This window comes from Aquimarina longa SW024, from assembly GCF_001401755.1.
GTDB classification, from domain to species: domain Bacteria; phylum Bacteroidota; class Bacteroidia; order Flavobacteriales; family Flavobacteriaceae; genus Aquimarina; species Aquimarina longa.
The window spans coordinates 219118-233814 of sequence record NZ_KQ474102.1 but is presented as its reverse complement, the minus strand read 5'-3'; the positions used below and the strand labels follow the sequence as shown (position 1 = coordinate 233814).

The following is a 14697-nucleotide window of genomic DNA, read 5'->3' as shown; positions in this document are numbered from 1 at the left end:
TTATAGACTAAGTTCAAAATGATTTAGTAATCCATGTTGTTCTTCTGACTGTTCTCTTAGTGCTTCTTGATTGGCTTGTGCTTCTCTGGTATTGCCGAGTATTCTATTAACAATAGAGATGGTGGGGAACGGTATTTCTGCAATGGGCATCACTGCTCTTGGTTGGCTACATCCTGTACCGATTAGTACGGTAGGGTTGCCTTCTGTAATACTACCGCCATGTGCTGTGGTATCGCCTAGGGTACTGGCAGGTTTACCACCGATTAGTACAGAGGATACTCCTGTAACAATAGTATCTGGTGGTCCTACGCAGGTACATAGATCTCCTATAATGGCGGCGGGTTTATTGCCGATTAATACGGTGGGTACTCCTGGGTCTATTACGGGGCCTCCTACATGGGGTACGGTACCTGTACACATGGGACATAGGTGCATACTGCCTACTGTGGTTGCTGGTCCTGGCATAGTTAGTTGATTTTTGCAGTTACTTGTGTAGTGATGTGCTGTGGTGTGGTAGTGAGGTTACTAAGGTAGGGGGCTACTTTAGCTACTGATAGGTAAACAGTAGTAGTGGTTTGTAATGACATGTTGTATCGGTTTAATGAGTTTTTATCGAATGTGTTTTTTTGTTGGTATACTAGTATATTTAGTGTATTCGATATATTATTCCCAAAAGTAATGCTATATAAGCAAGGGAACAACATATTAATGAGGGGAAAAAGACCCTTTTTTTTAAAAATTTTGTTTCTCTTTTATGATATTAAAAGCTACGTATTTAGTTAAAGGTTAAAATCCTTCAATTTTATTACAGTTACTTTAGTTGCGATACACATTTTTACAGGTTTGTCTTTCCGCACCTGATGCAGAATCCATAATACTCGTTATAAGAATGGATTTTAAATCTATAGTGGTTTATTCTTTGATATGATTTACAGGTAGATGTTTCGCATAATAACAGGATTAAAATTGTATCGAGAACTATCTGAACACTACCCGATATAAAATAATACAACAAAAATGATCTAAATTATATTTTAATGAACACTACCATTCTTTTTTTCTTCCATAATATCACAAAGTTAAATGTTTATACTTGGTGACACACTTTACTGAAGAGTTTCTATACTACCCAGTGTTTATGAGGGTTCGAAGGTTGCTAAGAAGGGTTCGAAGGGTCACTGAGGTAGTTCGAAGGGGTATTGAGGTACTTCGAAAGGTCACTGAGGTCCTTCGAAGGGTTGCTAAGAAGGGTTCGAAGGGTCACTGAGATAGTTCGAAGGGTTATTGAGATAGTTCGAAGGGTTGCTGAGGTAGTTCGAAGTGATACAAAGGTACTTCGAACCACCTTCTTTAGGGTCAGCAGTCCTTATAGGATCAAAAAAAAGGGTGAGGAGATGAGCTCGAGGCATTAACTTATCAAAAAAAAGGGTCAACTGATCAGCTCGATTTGATAATTGATCACTTCGAAGCGGCAATTTATCAGTTCTAACTACTTCTGACTGGCTCGGAGCCGGTATCGAGATGGGGTACCTCCCTTATTATTAGAGTGTAGATATAAGGTATTGATATAAAAGTCTGTTACTAATGGATTTTGGTATATGCCAGAAATATAAAATGACTAAAAAATAATATGCTGTGTTTGTCATTTCGGCATAGGTCGGAATCCACAATGGAAGTAAAGTAGTGTTTTATTTTTACCAGTGTTTACTCCTTCATTGAGGGATTAATTCCCCGATACTTGCCCTGACATCAAACTATTTTTTTCGGAAGTATACCTCGTAAGCTTCCTCCGAGGTTGTTGATTAATCAAAAAATATATACTTAACTTAATGATATTGTGGGGATCTCTTTTTTTTGATATTATCTAACCAGAATTAGATGGTATACCAAGAGTTTTGAGATAAAAAGAGAAGTAAAACATCTTGTTTTATGGGGGGATTGTAGTAAATAATTTTAAGTTAATAAAAACCAATTAGATTTGTAAGTAGACACTTCGTGTCTTAGCGCTTAATATTTATCAAAATTTTGGGGTTTACAAATGGTTTATTATAGCCTGTTATTAGTAGTTTCGTTTTGAGATTGATGAGGTCCATCTGTTAAAATTAACTTCAAAATACGATTTGATACGCAACCTATTTATTAGATGTTCATCAAGTCTATAATACCTAATAATAAATAAATAGTTGTATGATTAAACAGTTACGCATTATAACAACAGTTATGTTAGTTATATTTTTTTATTCTTGTAGTGATGATGAAAATAACTTAGGTGAAATGCCTGAAGAGGTTGTTGTTCTGCCAGAAGAACCGATTGTTTCTCCAGATGAGATTATTAAAATCCCAGTAGTTATACATGTAATCAATCCGCCATCACGACCATTTATTATTAGTGATGAAAAAATACAATCTCAGATTGATGTATTGAATAAAGATTATAGGAAAAAAAATAAGGATCATGTAAAAACACCAGATGAGTTTATGAATCTGGTTGCAGATGTAGGTATAGAGTTTTATTTGGCAACTAAAGATCCAGATGGAAAACCAACTACGGGAATTATTAGAACAGAAGCAGATATATCGGGTTTTTCTGGAAATGATTTAACGGGTGAGCTACCTATAGAAGAATACAAACTTTTTTTCGAGAATAAAGGAGGACAGGATATCTGGCCTAGTGATAGTTATTTAAATATTTATATAGCAGACATGTTTGATAGATGGGGAGGATTAGGATTAGCAGGGTATGCATATTTTCCTGGAGCAGATCCAAGAATAGATGCAGTGGTTATAGATCCTAGAGTATTTGGGACATTACCCCCATTAGAAGCAGGATATGAATTAGGACGAACGGCTACTCATGAAATAGGGCATTGGTTGAACTTAAAACATATATATGGTAAAGATGGTAGTTGTGAAGTTGGAGATGAAGTAGCAGATACTCCAGATCAAAAAAGCCAAAACTTAGGAAAACCAACTCATCCTAAAAGCTCTTGTGATACTAATGAGATGTTTATGAATTTTATGGATCGTGTTGATGATGATACTATGTTTATGTTTACCAATGGGCAGAAAGAAAGAATACGAGCATTGTTTAATGAAGGAGGTGCCAGAAGAGCGCTATATCTTAAGAATAAGTAAAGGAGAAGTAAAATCATGAAGCTGTCAAAAAAGTATTTTTTTGACAGCTTCATGCATACTATATAGTTATCTAATACTTCCTACAAATTTGTCAATAGTATCTACTCCTTCATTAGTAAGGTGTTTGATAAAAGCAGAACCAATTATGGCACCTTTAGTAGTGGTTGTAGCTTGAGTAAAGGTTTCAGCATTACTGATTCCAAAACCTACTATTTGTGGGTTTTTTAGGTCTAAAGCTTTGATTCGCTCAAAATACTGTTGTTGTACATCTCCAAAGGTGTTTTTAGCTCCTGTAGTACTGGCAGAGCTGACCATATAAATAAATCCATTAGATACACTGTCAATAAATCGAATTCGATCATCAGAGGTTTGTGGAGTGATTAGAAAAACATTAATCAAACCGTATTTTTCGAATGTTTTTTGATATTGCTCATGATATTCTGCTACAGGTAAATCAGGAATGATCAATCCATCAATACCGATCTCTTGGCATTTAGCACAGAATGCTTCGATACCATATTGCATCATAGGGTTAAAATATCCCATAATGATTAAGGGGATGTTAACGGATTTACGAATATCCTTTAATTGATCAAAAAGAATGGTGGTGGTCATTCCGTTCTTAAGAGCGATTGTAGAGCTTTCTTGTATGGTTGGTCCATCTGCTAAAGGATCACTAAATGGTAATCCTATTTCGATCATATCTACACCATTTTTTTCTAGATCTTGTATGACTTTTGCGGTGTCATTTAGTGATGGATAGCCAGCTGTAAAATATATAGATAGTAATTTTTTATCTTGCTCTAGTGCTTTGTTAATTCTATTCATGTTTTTAGTATTGACTAATTCGCGTTGAGAGTAATTGTAAGTAATACTCATAACCAAATGATTATAATTTAAAATAGTTAATATAGGTGTCCAGATCTTTATCTCCTCTACCAGATAGACTAATTACTACAATATCATCTGGTTTGAATTTTTTATCATTAAAAATGGCTAATGCATGTGAGGATTCTATGGCAGGAATAATTCCTTCTAATTGAGATAATTCTAATCCTGCAGCCATAGCATCATCATCAGTAACAGAATAGAATTCTCCTCGTCCAGTTTTATATAAATGAGAATGTAACGGTCCAACACCTGGGTAATCTAATCCTGCCGAAATTGAATAGGGTTCTGTGATTTGTCCATCAGGGGTTTGCATTAATAGTGTTTTGCATCCATGTATGATTCCTTCTTTACCTAACTGAGAAGTAGCAGCACTTTCACCACTATGCACTCCTTTTCCTGCGGCTTCTACAGCAATAATTCCTACGGATTCTTCTTCTAAGAAATGATAATAGGTTCCTGCAGCATTACTACCACCACCAATACATGCGACTACATAATCAGGATTTTCCCTACCTTCTTTCTCTGCAAGTTGCCATTTGATTTCTTCTGAGATGATGGATTGAAATCGTGTTACCATATCTGGATATGGATGAGGTCCTATGGCAGAGCCGATAATGTAGTGTGTGTCTATAGGATTGTTGATCCAATCTCTTATAGCTTCATTAGTAGCATCTTTAAGCGTTTTACTACCAGATTTTGCAGGTCTTACTTCGGCACCTAGCATTTTCATACGAGCCACATTAGGGGCTTGTCGTTCGATATCAATCTCACCCATATATACAATACATTGTATACCCATTAGGGCGCAGACTGTAGCAGTTGCTACACCGTGTTGCCCAGCACCAGTTTCGGCAATAATTCTATTTTTACCGAGTCGTTTGGCAACAAGAATCTGCCCAATAGTATTATTTACTTTATGAGCTCCTGTATGATTAAGATCTTCTCGTTTTAGATATACTTTGGTATTATGTTTTTCTGATAAACGTTTTGCAAAGTATAGAGGAGAAGGACGTCCGACATAATCTTTTAGTAACTGATTAAACTCTTCTTTAAAAGAAGGCTCATTCATAATCTCTAGATATGTGGTTCGTAGTTCTTCTACGTTAGGATAGAGCATTTCGGGAATGTACGCCCCTCCAAAATCACCATAATATCCTTTTTCGCTAATTTGATAATTCATGTTCTAATAATTTATGTATAGTTGGTAGTTGATATTGTGTTTGTATAAATAAACGATTCAATCAACAGCTAATAATTTTTTTAAATTTTTTTAAATCTTCTATCTTTTTTTCTCCTGGGATATTCTCGAATTTACTGTTTACGTCTATGGCATGTATATACTTAGATTCTGGACTTTTTAAAAAATCTAAAACAGCTTCTGTTTCCTCTAATCCGATCCCACCACTTAATATAAATGGAGTAGTAGAGGGGTATTTTTTTAATATATTCCAATCAAAAGTATATCCATTACCTCCTTTTTCTTTTCCTTTAGTATCAAAGAGAAAGCAATCAACAATACCTTCATATGATTTTAGTATACTAAAATCAAAAGTATCTTTTATAGAAAATACTTTCCATAATTCGATTTGATTAGTGGTATCTATTGGGGCAATTCTACTTTTTAATTTTAGGCAATAATCAGGGGTTTCTTTTCCATGTAATTGGATAGCTTTAAAATCATACAATTTTATTTTTTCTATAATAAAATCGATAGATGCATCTACAAAAACACCAGTTTTTTTAATACTTTTTGGGATGCTCGGAATTTCTCCTTCAAAATTTCTAGGAGATTTTTCATAGAAGATAAAACCAAGGTAATCTGGCTGCATACTTGCAATTGCTGTTATATTCTCTGAATATTTCATTCCGCATACTTTCAGTTTCATATCAATTATTCATTTTTGATGTGTTTAATAGTCTAGTATAGATCTCTATCTTTTTAGATATACTAATCAGGAGTGTAATGCTTTTATAAATTCTGTAGCACTAGCACCGGGGTTTTCGGTTTTCATAAAGTTTTCTCCGATAAGAAAGCCTTTATATCCATATTGTTGTAGATCATTAATAGCATCAATACTACTAATACCACTTTCTGAGACTTTTACAAATTCATCTGGGATCAATGTACTCAGGGATTTGCTGATATCTGTACTGACTTCAAAAGTTTTTAAGTTTCGATTATTTACTCCGAGCATATCTAAGGAGGGCATAATGGATTTTTCTAACTCTTCTTGATTATGAACTTCTAATAGTACATCTAGAGACAGGCTTTTTGCAAATTCGGATAAAAACTTAATCTCTTTTCGAGATAATACGGCAGCAATTAGTAGTATTACATCTGCACCATAGGCTTTAGCTTCTAATAATTGATATTCATCAATAATAAATTCTTTACGCAATAACGGCATTGTAGTGGCTGCTCTGCCTAATATTAGATCATCCAGAGAGCCACCAAAATATTTTCCGTCAGTTAGAATAGACATTCCGCATGCTCCTGCAGTTTGATACCCTGATGCTACATCTTGTACACTTACTTTTTGATTGATAACTGCTTTTGATGGAGATCTACGTTTGTGCTCTGCTATAATCCCTGTAGAACTATTTCTTAAAGCGCTGGTTAATGAGTTTTCTGATCGATCAAACAATGCAGATTGTTCTAATTGTTTACTAGGAATAAGAGTTTTTTTGAGCGATACTTCTCTATGTTTATCGGCTACTATTTTATCTAGAATATTCATTTTTTATCTCCTTTTGGCTTGTGCTGTTATTTTTGTTACAAATTCAGTTTTTCCTTGTTGAAAATTCCTCTTGTTTTTACTAAATTCTGTAGTTAAATTAATTTTTAGTGTTTCATATTCTTTAGCAATCTCAGGATATTGTCTTAGATAATCTCTAAAAAATATTCTATCCCAAATTTCGGTATGGCTTTTTGGGGTTATGTGGACAAAATATTTTTGTTCTTTTTTGCCTTGTCGATTAAACCCTTTGGCAAATATCATATAGTTTGGTCCATATCCTCCTTGTACGCAATATTCGTAACCGATACTTTGCATTAGTGTAATCACATTAGTATCAAAAACATACTTTGGTGGGATATCTACCAGAATATCAATACTACCTTTAGAAGCCAAATTAGGGATGGAAGTGCTACCAATATGCTGAATGTCTATAGCAATTTCTTTAGTTAGTTTTTCTTCAATTAGATATTTTTCTTTTTCAAAAAAAGCTGCCCATTTTTTTTGAGAAGGTATCATCTTTATAGGAAATAACTCGCCCCATTCTTCTATGGTGAGTTCTTCGAGTTTTTTATGCGTTACATTCATTCTATAAGATTCAATTATATGTGTTGTAGTGAATGTTAATGTCTATATTTTAAGTAGTGTACTTCCTTTTCTTAATTCATCGTTCATTAATAATCGAATAGATTCAAAATAATCTGTTTCGAATGTTATACTTACGATATCACTTGGCAAAAAGTCATAGTTATACTGTTTTTCGATACTTCCATCGGGTTGGATCATGTCTATAATAAAGATGTGATCTGTTGCGCTACTTAGTTTACCATAAAAAAGAGAAGCTTCGGTATCCTGAAACTCGAATAATCCGTATTGTTGTTCACACCATCTAAGTATATCAATACTATTTGTAAATTTAAAAGTACTGGGTGCTTTTATTTCAATGTTTTTAAGTCGTAATACTCTAGCTATTTTTTCTTCTTTCGATTTTGACTTTCTTTTTTGTATAGTATTTTTTCTATATAAGCGATATCCGTCAATAACATAATCTACAGGGATATGTTTTACTAAAATCCAGTCTTCGTTTTCATCAATGAGTAGTCCGGTTTCTTTTTCTTCCCAACCCTTAATAGTATATGTTTCGACTTTCATGTGTATTGAATTAGTTTTTTTATATAATAATAGCTTCTAGTTTTATATTAGAATGATAGGCTTATTAGTTTTTACTAAGTTCTTGTACTTTTTTTAATGCTACTAAGCCTTTTCCTGAGTGTAAAGATTCTTTTGCTTTTTCGAATCCTTGTTTTGGCTGTAAGCCTTGTACGGTAGCAATTGCCATCCCTGCATTAGCACAGACTACATTGTTCTGGGCTTCAGTTCCTTTTCCGTTTAGAATATTCATAAATATAGTTGCGGATTCTTCGATAGAATCACCACCATAAATTTCTTCTTGGCGTAATGTTGGTACCCCAAAATCCAGGGGGGATAACATTCCTTCGGTATGATTAGAGATTGTTTTGGTGTTGCCTGTTAGGGAAATTTCATCATATCCATCTAGTGCATGAAGAATTGTAAAATTTTTATCTGTATTTTGGTATAAATAGCCATACATTCTTGCTAGTTCTAAATTAAAAACGCCTACGATTTGGTTTTTAGGGAATGCTGGATTTACCATAGGACCTAGCATATTAAAAAATGTTTTTACACCTAGTTCTCTGCGTATAGGTGCAACATTTTTCATGGCAGGATGAAATAAAGGGGCATGTAATACACAAATGCCTGCTTCATCAATACTACGTTTTAGAAAGTCTTTATCATTACTGAATTTGATTCCTAGGTGTTCCATAACATTAGAGCTTCCACATTTTGAAGAAACTCCATAATTACCATGTTTGGTAACTTTGATGCCTGCTCCTGCTGATACAAAAGAGGAGAGTGTAGATATATTAAAGGTGTCTTTACCATCACCTCCTGTACCGCATAGATCGACAGGGTTGTATTCACTTAAGTCTATAGGGATGCAAAGTTCTAATAATGCGTTTCTAAATCCTTCTAGTTCTTCTATGGTAATACTTCGCATCATAAATACGGTAAGAAATGATGCGATTTGATTCTGATTATATTCTCCTTTGGAGATGTTTACTAAAACATTTCTGGCTTCTTCTTTGGAGATGGTTTCGTGATTAATTAATCGATTTAGTAATTTTTTCATATGACCTGATTGTAACTCTTATTTCTTTTATAATAATCTGAGAGTGTTTAAAATGATATGTTTTTGTGAGTTATATTGTTTTTAATTATTAATCCAGTTTTTTAATATTTTTTTTCCATCTGGAGTTAATACTGATTCTGGATGAAACTGTACGCCACGTACATCTAATTCTTTATGTCGTAGTGACATGATTTGTCCATTTTCATCATATGATGTTACTTCTAAGCATTCTGGTAAGCCTTGATCTGCTACGACCCAAGAATGATACCTCCCTACATTAAAATTAGTGTTAAGCCCTTCAAAAAGTGGTTCATCTGTTACAGATAGCGTTACATTGGTTGCAACTCCATGGTATACATTATCGAGATTTATTAGGTTACTTCCAAAAACTTCTCCTATGGCTTGTTGTCCTAAGCAGACGCCAAATATACTTTTGGTAGATGCATATGTGTTGATGATTTCTTTTAGTAACCCTGCTTCTTCTGGAATTCCTGGGCCTGGAGATAGTAGTATTTTTTGGAATGGTTCAATGTCTTCTAATCGTAATTGATCATTACGCTTTACGATAACCTCACAATCTAAGTCTTCGAGATAATGGACTAGATTATATACGAATGAATCATAATTATCTATTACTAATATTTTTGTGTTCATTTTTTTTAGTTTTTTAGCCTTTCAGTTTTGAATTTTTTAGATTTAAACTTTTTTATATTTCTTCTGCGAGCTTTAAAGCTTTTGTTAATGCGCCTAGTTTATTATATACTTCTTGCAATTCACTTTCTTCATTAGATTCATTGACTAATCCTGCTCCTGCTTGCCAGTGTAATTGGTGGTTTTTGCTTAAAAAGGTTCGAATCATAATAGCATGATTAAAGTTGCCTGAAAAATCCATAAATCCGATAGCACCACCATAAAAATCACGATTTACAGTTTCATATTTTTCGATAAGTTGCATTGCCATATGTTTAGGGGCACCACTTAATGTTCCTGCAGGAAAAGTATCTGCAACTACTTGCATGGTGGTCGTGTCTTTGTGTTTCTTTCCTGTTACTTTACTAACTAAATGAATTACATGAGAGTAAAATTGAACTTCTCTGTAGGTTTCTACGGTAACATTATTACCGTTTCTACTGAGATCATTTCTTGCTAGATCAACAAGCATTACGTGTTCGGCATTTTCTTTTTCATCGACTGATAGTTTTTTAGCGAGTTCTGCATCTTGTTCATCATTACCAGTACGTTTAAAGGTTCCTGCAATAGGATGAATCTCTGCCATATCATCTTTAACGATTAATTGAGCCTCTGGAGAGCTACCGAATATTTTAAAATCACCATAATCAAAATAGAAAAGGTATGGTGATGGATTGACACTACGTAATGCGCGATATACATTAAATTCATCTCCTTTAAATTTCTGTGAAAAACGCTTAGATAGGACTAATTGAAATACGTCTCCACGCTGACAGTGTTTTTTTGCTAGAGAAACATGTTCTTTATATTGTTGGTCATCCAGATTAGATGTAGTATCACCAACTGTAGTAAAATTATAGGAAGCAAAATTTTTGACTTTTAATAAGGATTCTATGGCTGCAATATTGCTTTCTGATTCATAGCAGTGTGCAAAAATATAAGCTTCATTAGTAAAATTGCTTATGGCTATTATGTTTTGATATACAGTATATTGCATATCAGGAATATGTAACCCTTTTTCTTTTTTAGAAATAGATATATTTTCAAAATAGCGTACTGCATCATAAGAGATATACCCAAAAAGGCCATTGTTAATGAACTTAAAATCACTTTTTGAGGTTTGGAATTGTTTACCAAATTGCTCTACAATCTCAGGGATATTAGTATTACTTGTAATAGGAGTTTCTATGCTACTCTTATCAGGGAATGATTGATGAATAGTTTCATTTTCTATTTTGATAGTAGCAATAGGATTACAGCAGATATAGGAAAAACTATTCTCACTACCTCTGTAATCATTGTTTTCTAGTAATAGACTATTAGGAAACCGATCTCTAATTTTTAAATATACACTCACAGGAGTAAATGTATCTGCCAGAATTTGTTTGAAATGTGTGGTTAGATGATAACTCATTTTACGATTTAATAATTTTGATTACTATTTCTTTTAGTTTTTGGCAATAAAAAAAGGCTTGTCGTGATTTGACAAGCCTTTGATATGTTGTTTACGTAACATAATAATAGGAGCTATCTCACGACGTTTTCGCTTTGAGAATACCACCACCAATTATTAGTTAAGATTGTTTTCATTTTTTTATTTGCTGATCCAAATATATAAATTAATTATAATTTTAAATAATAAAAAATTACATTTTTAAATTTACTGTTAATTCGAACTCATCATTGATTGCTTTATCTCCTAAATTATCAAAGAAGCTACCTGATCCGTATTTAATATCATATTTAGTTCGATCAACATTAAGCGTAGTGGAAGCAATATTTTTAGTGACTACAAGATCAAAATAGATAAGGTTTGTTTTTCCTTTAATTGTAAGATCTCCAGCAATTTTATGTTTACCATTTACCTTTGAGGACCTTAGTATCGTTAGCTTTGCATTTTTATGATTTGTAGTACCAAAAAAGTCATCAGAGTTTAGGTGTCCTTCGAGTTTTTCTTTTCCTTTTCCAGTTTCAAGATCAGTAACAGTAAGCGTAGTCATATCTACAATAAATTCTCCTCCTGTAATATTTTCTCCATCAAAAATTAAGAAACCTTTTGATATGTCTAGCGTTCCTGTATGGGATCCTGTTACTTTTTTACCAGTCCAATTAATAGTACTTTCTGAGGTTTTGATTTCTTTTTTTTGAGCAAAAGTGGTAGTTGTAGCAAGAACTAATACAGCTATGGTTAATGATCTAAGTTTAGTTTTCATGATTTTTATTATATATTAATGATTAATTTTAACTTCTTAATTTGTTTAATAATTCGTTTAAATGTGTCAAATCTTCTTTTGAAAGATTTGAGGTAACTCTATTTTCAAAATTGGTCATTATTGGACTTACTTCATCTAAAAAGATTTTTCCTTGTTGAGTGATTGTAATTTCTACTTTTCTACGGTTAGACTTACATATAACTCGTTTTACATATCCTTTAGTGATAAGTTTATCTACTAATCTGGTAGTGTTACTCATCTTGGTTACCATTCTTTCTTGTATAGTAGAGAGGTTAGCAGGTTTTTCTTTTTGCCCTTTTAGGATTCGTAACACATTAAATTGTTGGATAGAAATATCATATGCTTTTAGTTCAATGTTGATTTTCTCCATTATCCAATTTTCGGTATAGAACAAATTGATTATTGCTTTTTTAGCAATAGGGAGTTCGACTTCTGTTTTTATGATATCTTCTATTTTCACTTGTGCTTACAATATTTGTATATACAAATGTAATTATAGAGACTGATTATAAATTAGAAATGGATATTAATTCTTTGTTAAAGTTTTACTGTAACACTATGTTAAATAGTATTATTGTGATTTATAAGAGTAATGCTATTAGATTAGAAATTTTCAAAATTTTTTGATAAAGAATACAAACCTTGTTAATTTTCTTTTGGCTAATTAATTGTTTTGATACATTAGTATGATGTTAAGATTTATTTTGTACATAGGGTTTATTTTTCTTTTTATAAATTGTAAAGGAGAACAAACAGTAGCACTTGATGCGACTAATGTTTTTGAGGGTAGAGGTGTAGAGATTCCTGTATATGATTTTGAGAGTTTTAAACCATTATTAAGAATCAATGATGGTAAAATAAGGATCATTAACTTTTGGGCTACTTGGTGTAGGCCTTGTGTTGCTGAGTTACCATATTTTGAGTTAATTAATAGTAGATATTCTAGGGACAAAGTAGAAGTTATCTTGGTAAGTTTGGATTTACCTAGCCAAGTTGAATCAAAATTAATTCCTTTTATTAAAAAACAAAAAATAGCTAGTAAAATAGTTTTATTAGATGATCCGGATGCGAATAGTTGGATTCCAAAAGTTAGTAGTAATTGGTCAGGTTCTATACCTGCAACGATAATATATAAGGGAGGGAATAGTAATTTTTATGAAAGATCTTTTACATATAATGAATTGGAAAAAGAGTTAAAGAAAATGTTGTAAATGGATGATAACTACGATAATTTGATTCAATATAAAAAATTAAACAGATGAAAACTTTAAAAATTCTGGTTGCAGTAGCGTTTGTAATAGCAATAAGTGCTTTTGCGATAGACAAGGTATCTAGTAATAAGACGACTAAAGGGTATTTAATAGGGGATGTTGCAGTAGATTTTAAGTTAAAAAATATAGATGATTCTGTTGTTTCTTTGGCTGATTATAGTGATGCTAAAGGATTTATTATAATTTTTACATGTAATCACTGCCCGTATTCTGTGGCATATGAAGATAGAATTATAGCATTGAATACATTATATAAAGAAAAAGGGTACCCTGTAGTCGCGATTAATCCTAATAACTCAAAAGATTATCCAGAAGATAGTTTTGAAAATATGAAGATACGTGCAAAGAATAAGGGGTTTACGTTCCCATATTTATTTGATGACGGACAACATATATATCCTCAGTATGGAGCTACAAAAACGCCTCATGTTTATGTATTACAGAAAACAGAAAAAGGAAATATTGTTAGGTATATTGGTGCGATTGATAACAATTATAAGAATGTATCAGCCGTTACAAAAAAATATGTGGAGGATGCGGTTAATGCATTGTTGAACGGAGAAAAAATTCTTATTGAAACTACAAAAGCCATTGGTTGTAGTATTAAAGTATAATTTTCTATAGTTTTTTTTAAATGTACATATACTTTACAAAGTACTCTTTATCTTTGTAAAGAATGTATAGACAAAATAGTCTTAATTTTTAATAGAATAGTGTTATAATGGGAGAAGATATTACACAAGAAGAGTGGCAGGACCTTGTCACTAATGATCCTAATGCAATAATTTTGGATGTAAGAACAGAAGAAGAAGTAGAAGATGGTTTCATACCTAATATGCTAAACATTGATATCCGCCAAGGGCAGGGTTTTTTGGATGAAATAGAAAAACTGGATAAGGATAAGAATTATTATGTGTATTGTCGTTCAGGAGCGCGTAGTGCTCAGGCATGCACATTGATGAGTCAAATGGGTTTTGAGACTACTTATAATTTGATAGGAGGTTTTATGAACTGGACTGGTGAAATAGAAGAAGATTAGATAATCATGTCTTATGAAAATAATACCTTTCTTATTAGTTATTTTTACTACTATTATAGTGTTTAGTTGTAAGCAGGTAGATAATCCTTCTACAGTAGAATTGATAACAGTAGAAGAGATGGATTCTCTTTTGCAAATGGAAAAAGTACAGCTTATTGATGTAAGGACTCCTGATGAATTTGCTGAAGGTCATATAGAAGGAGCTATAAATATTGATTTTCGGAATAAGAATTTTGAAGAACTTATTATTAAAGTAGATAAAACTAAACCTGTCGCTGTATATTGTGGTACAGGAAGAAGAAGTGGTAAATGCTCTGCATATATGAAAAAAGCAGGATTTACTAAAATTTATGATTTGAATGGTGGAATTACAGAATGGAAATATAAAGGTAAAGAGGTGAAAAAATAATTTTATTTTAAATACTTAGTTAAAGAAAACACTTCTAGTTTTAGAACGTGTTTTTTTTTGCTAAAAATGGATCTTTAAAAA

At 32.5% G+C, this 14697-nt stretch carries 17 protein-coding genes; 5 read left to right on the top strand and 12 right to left on the bottom strand.

Annotation, left to right across the window (positions count from 1 at the left end):
- The gene (locus N456_RS17115; protein ID WP_062059868.1) at positions 1-465 is read right to left on the bottom strand and encodes a PAAR domain-containing protein; all 465 of its coding nucleotides are present in this window, start codon (positions 463-465) and stop codon (positions 1-3) included.
- A gap of 1722 nt (positions 466-2187) precedes the next feature.
- Here N456_RS17115 and N456_RS17110 point away from each other — a divergent pair.
- Positions 2188-3135: a zinc metalloprotease gene (locus N456_RS17110; RefSeq protein ID WP_082422572.1), complete on the top strand. Its 948-nt coding sequence runs from the start codon at positions 2188-2190 to the stop codon at positions 3133-3135.
- A gap of 66 nt (positions 3136-3201) precedes the next feature.
- On the opposite strand, the gene trpA is transcribed toward N456_RS17110, so the two are convergent.
- From trpA to N456_RS17055, 11 genes are all read right to left on the bottom strand, one after another.
- Positions 3202-3963 (bottom strand): tryptophan synthase subunit alpha, encoded by a 762-nt coding sequence (trpA, locus tag N456_RS17105; protein ID WP_062060091.1) that lies wholly within the window; start codon positions 3961-3963, stop codon positions 3202-3204.
- A gap of 61 nt (positions 3964-4024) precedes the next feature.
- Complete coding sequence (trpB, locus tag N456_RS17100) at positions 4025-5206, bottom strand: tryptophan synthase subunit beta (RefSeq protein ID WP_062059864.1); 1182 nt, start codon at positions 5204-5206, stop codon at positions 4025-4027.
- Positions 5207-5267: 61 nt separating this feature from the next.
- Positions 5268-5912, bottom strand: coding sequence for a phosphoribosylanthranilate isomerase (locus N456_RS17095; protein ID WP_062059862.1), 645 nt, complete (start codon positions 5910-5912; stop codon positions 5268-5270).
- Positions 5913-5978: 66 nt separating this feature from the next.
- Entirely contained in the window at positions 5979-6764 is a 786-nt protein-coding gene (gene trpC, locus N456_RS17090) for an indole-3-glycerol phosphate synthase TrpC (RefSeq protein ID WP_062059860.1), read from the bottom strand.
- A gap of 3 nt (positions 6765-6767) precedes the next feature.
- A complete protein-coding gene (locus tag N456_RS17085) occupies positions 6768-7349 on the bottom strand; it encodes a GrpB family protein (protein ID WP_062059858.1) in 582 nt (193 codons plus the stop codon).
- 42 nt (positions 7350-7391) lie between these two features.
- The gene (locus N456_RS17080) at positions 7392-7913 is read right to left on the bottom strand and encodes a hypothetical protein (RefSeq protein WP_062059856.1); all 522 of its coding nucleotides are present in this window, start codon (positions 7911-7913) and stop codon (positions 7392-7394) included.
- Positions 7914-7977: 64 nt separating this feature from the next.
- Positions 7978-8973, bottom strand: coding sequence for an anthranilate phosphoribosyltransferase (gene trpD / locus N456_RS17075; RefSeq protein ID WP_062059854.1), 996 nt, complete (start codon positions 8971-8973; stop codon positions 7978-7980).
- Between the two features lie 81 nt (positions 8974-9054).
- On the bottom strand, positions 9055-9627 hold the full coding sequence (locus N456_RS17070; protein WP_062059853.1) for an anthranilate synthase component II: 573 nt from the start codon (positions 9625-9627) through the stop codon (positions 9055-9057).
- A 52-nt stretch (positions 9628-9679) separates the two neighbouring features.
- Positions 9680-11077: an anthranilate synthase component I family protein gene (locus N456_RS17065; RefSeq protein WP_062059851.1), complete on the bottom strand. Its 1398-nt coding sequence runs from the start codon at positions 11075-11077 to the stop codon at positions 9680-9682.
- Between the two features lie 232 nt (positions 11078-11309).
- Complete coding sequence (locus N456_RS17060) at positions 11310-11876, bottom strand: YceI family protein (RefSeq protein WP_062059849.1); 567 nt, start codon at positions 11874-11876, stop codon at positions 11310-11312.
- A gap of 28 nt (positions 11877-11904) precedes the next feature.
- Positions 11905-12357 (bottom strand): MarR family winged helix-turn-helix transcriptional regulator, encoded by a 453-nt coding sequence (locus N456_RS17055; RefSeq protein ID WP_062059847.1) that lies wholly within the window; start codon positions 12355-12357, stop codon positions 11905-11907.
- Positions 12358-12583: 226 nt separating this feature from the next.
- Between N456_RS17055 and N456_RS17050 the strand changes: the two genes are divergently transcribed.
- From N456_RS17050 to N456_RS17035, 4 genes are all read left to right on the top strand, one after another.
- On the top strand, positions 12584-13108 hold the full coding sequence (locus tag N456_RS17050; RefSeq protein ID WP_082422571.1) for a redoxin domain-containing protein: 525 nt from the start codon (positions 12584-12586) through the stop codon (positions 13106-13108).
- Between the two features lie 47 nt (positions 13109-13155).
- Complete coding sequence (locus N456_RS17045; RefSeq protein ID WP_062059843.1) at positions 13156-13782, top strand: thioredoxin family protein; 627 nt, start codon at positions 13156-13158, stop codon at positions 13780-13782.
- A gap of 107 nt (positions 13783-13889) precedes the next feature.
- Positions 13890-14207, top strand: a complete 318-nt coding sequence (locus N456_RS17040) for a rhodanese-like domain-containing protein (RefSeq protein ID WP_062059841.1) — start codon at positions 13890-13892, stop codon at positions 14205-14207.
- 13 nt (positions 14208-14220) lie between these two features.
- Positions 14221-14616: a rhodanese-like domain-containing protein gene (locus N456_RS17035; protein WP_062059839.1), complete on the top strand. Its 396-nt coding sequence runs from the start codon at positions 14221-14223 to the stop codon at positions 14614-14616.
- Positions 14617-14697 lie beyond the last annotated feature (81 nt).

Excerpts from the sequence above, each read along its gene's own strand:
- N456_RS17095 (WP_062059862.1), bottom strand. The coding sequence starts at position 5,912 with ATGAAACTGAAAGTATGCGGAATGAAATATTCAGAGAATATAACAGCA.
- N456_RS17045 (WP_062059843.1), top strand. The coding sequence starts at position 13,156 with ATGAAAACTTTAAAAATTCTGGTTGCAGTAGCGTTTGTAATAGCAATA.
- N456_RS17080 (WP_062059856.1), bottom strand. The coding sequence starts at position 7,913 with ATGAAAGTCGAAACATATACTATTAAGGGTTGGGAAGAAAAAGAAACC.
- trpD (WP_062059854.1), bottom strand. The coding sequence starts at position 8,973 with ATGAAAAAATTACTAAATCGATTAATTAATCACGAAACCATCTCCAAA.
- N456_RS17060 (WP_062059849.1), bottom strand. The coding sequence starts at position 11,876 with ATGAAAACTAAACTTAGATCATTAACCATAGCTGTATTAGTTCTTGCT.
- trpC (WP_062059860.1), bottom strand. The coding sequence starts at position 6,764 with ATGAATATTCTAGATAAAATAGTAGCCGATAAACATAGAGAAGTATCG.
- N456_RS17110 (WP_082422572.1), top strand. The coding sequence starts at position 2,188 with ATGATTAAACAGTTACGCATTATAACAACAGTTATGTTAGTTATATTT.
- N456_RS17035 (WP_062059839.1), top strand. The coding sequence starts at position 14,221 with ATGAAAATAATACCTTTCTTATTAGTTATTTTTACTACTATTATAGTG.
- N456_RS17070 (WP_062059853.1), bottom strand. The coding sequence starts at position 9,627 with ATGAACACAAAAATATTAGTAATAGATAATTATGATTCATTCGTATAT.
- N456_RS17115 (WP_062059868.1), bottom strand. The coding sequence starts at position 465 with ATGCCAGGACCAGCAACCACAGTAGGCAGTATGCACCTATGTCCCATG.
- N456_RS17065 (WP_062059851.1), bottom strand. The coding sequence starts at position 11,077 with ATGAGTTATCATCTAACCACACATTTCAAACAAATTCTGGCAGATACA.
- N456_RS17040 (WP_062059841.1), top strand. The coding sequence starts at position 13,890 with ATGGGAGAAGATATTACACAAGAAGAGTGGCAGGACCTTGTCACTAAT.
- N456_RS17050 (WP_082422571.1), top strand. The coding sequence starts at position 12,584 with ATGATGTTAAGATTTATTTTGTACATAGGGTTTATTTTTCTTTTTATA.
- trpB (WP_062059864.1), bottom strand. The coding sequence starts at position 5,206 with ATGAATTATCAAATTAGCGAAAAAGGATATTATGGTGATTTTGGAGGG.
- N456_RS17085 (WP_062059858.1), bottom strand. The coding sequence starts at position 7,349 with ATGAATGTAACGCATAAAAAACTCGAAGAACTCACCATAGAAGAATGG.
- trpA (WP_062060091.1), bottom strand. The coding sequence starts at position 3,963 with ATGAATAGAATTAACAAAGCACTAGAGCAAGATAAAAAATTACTATCT.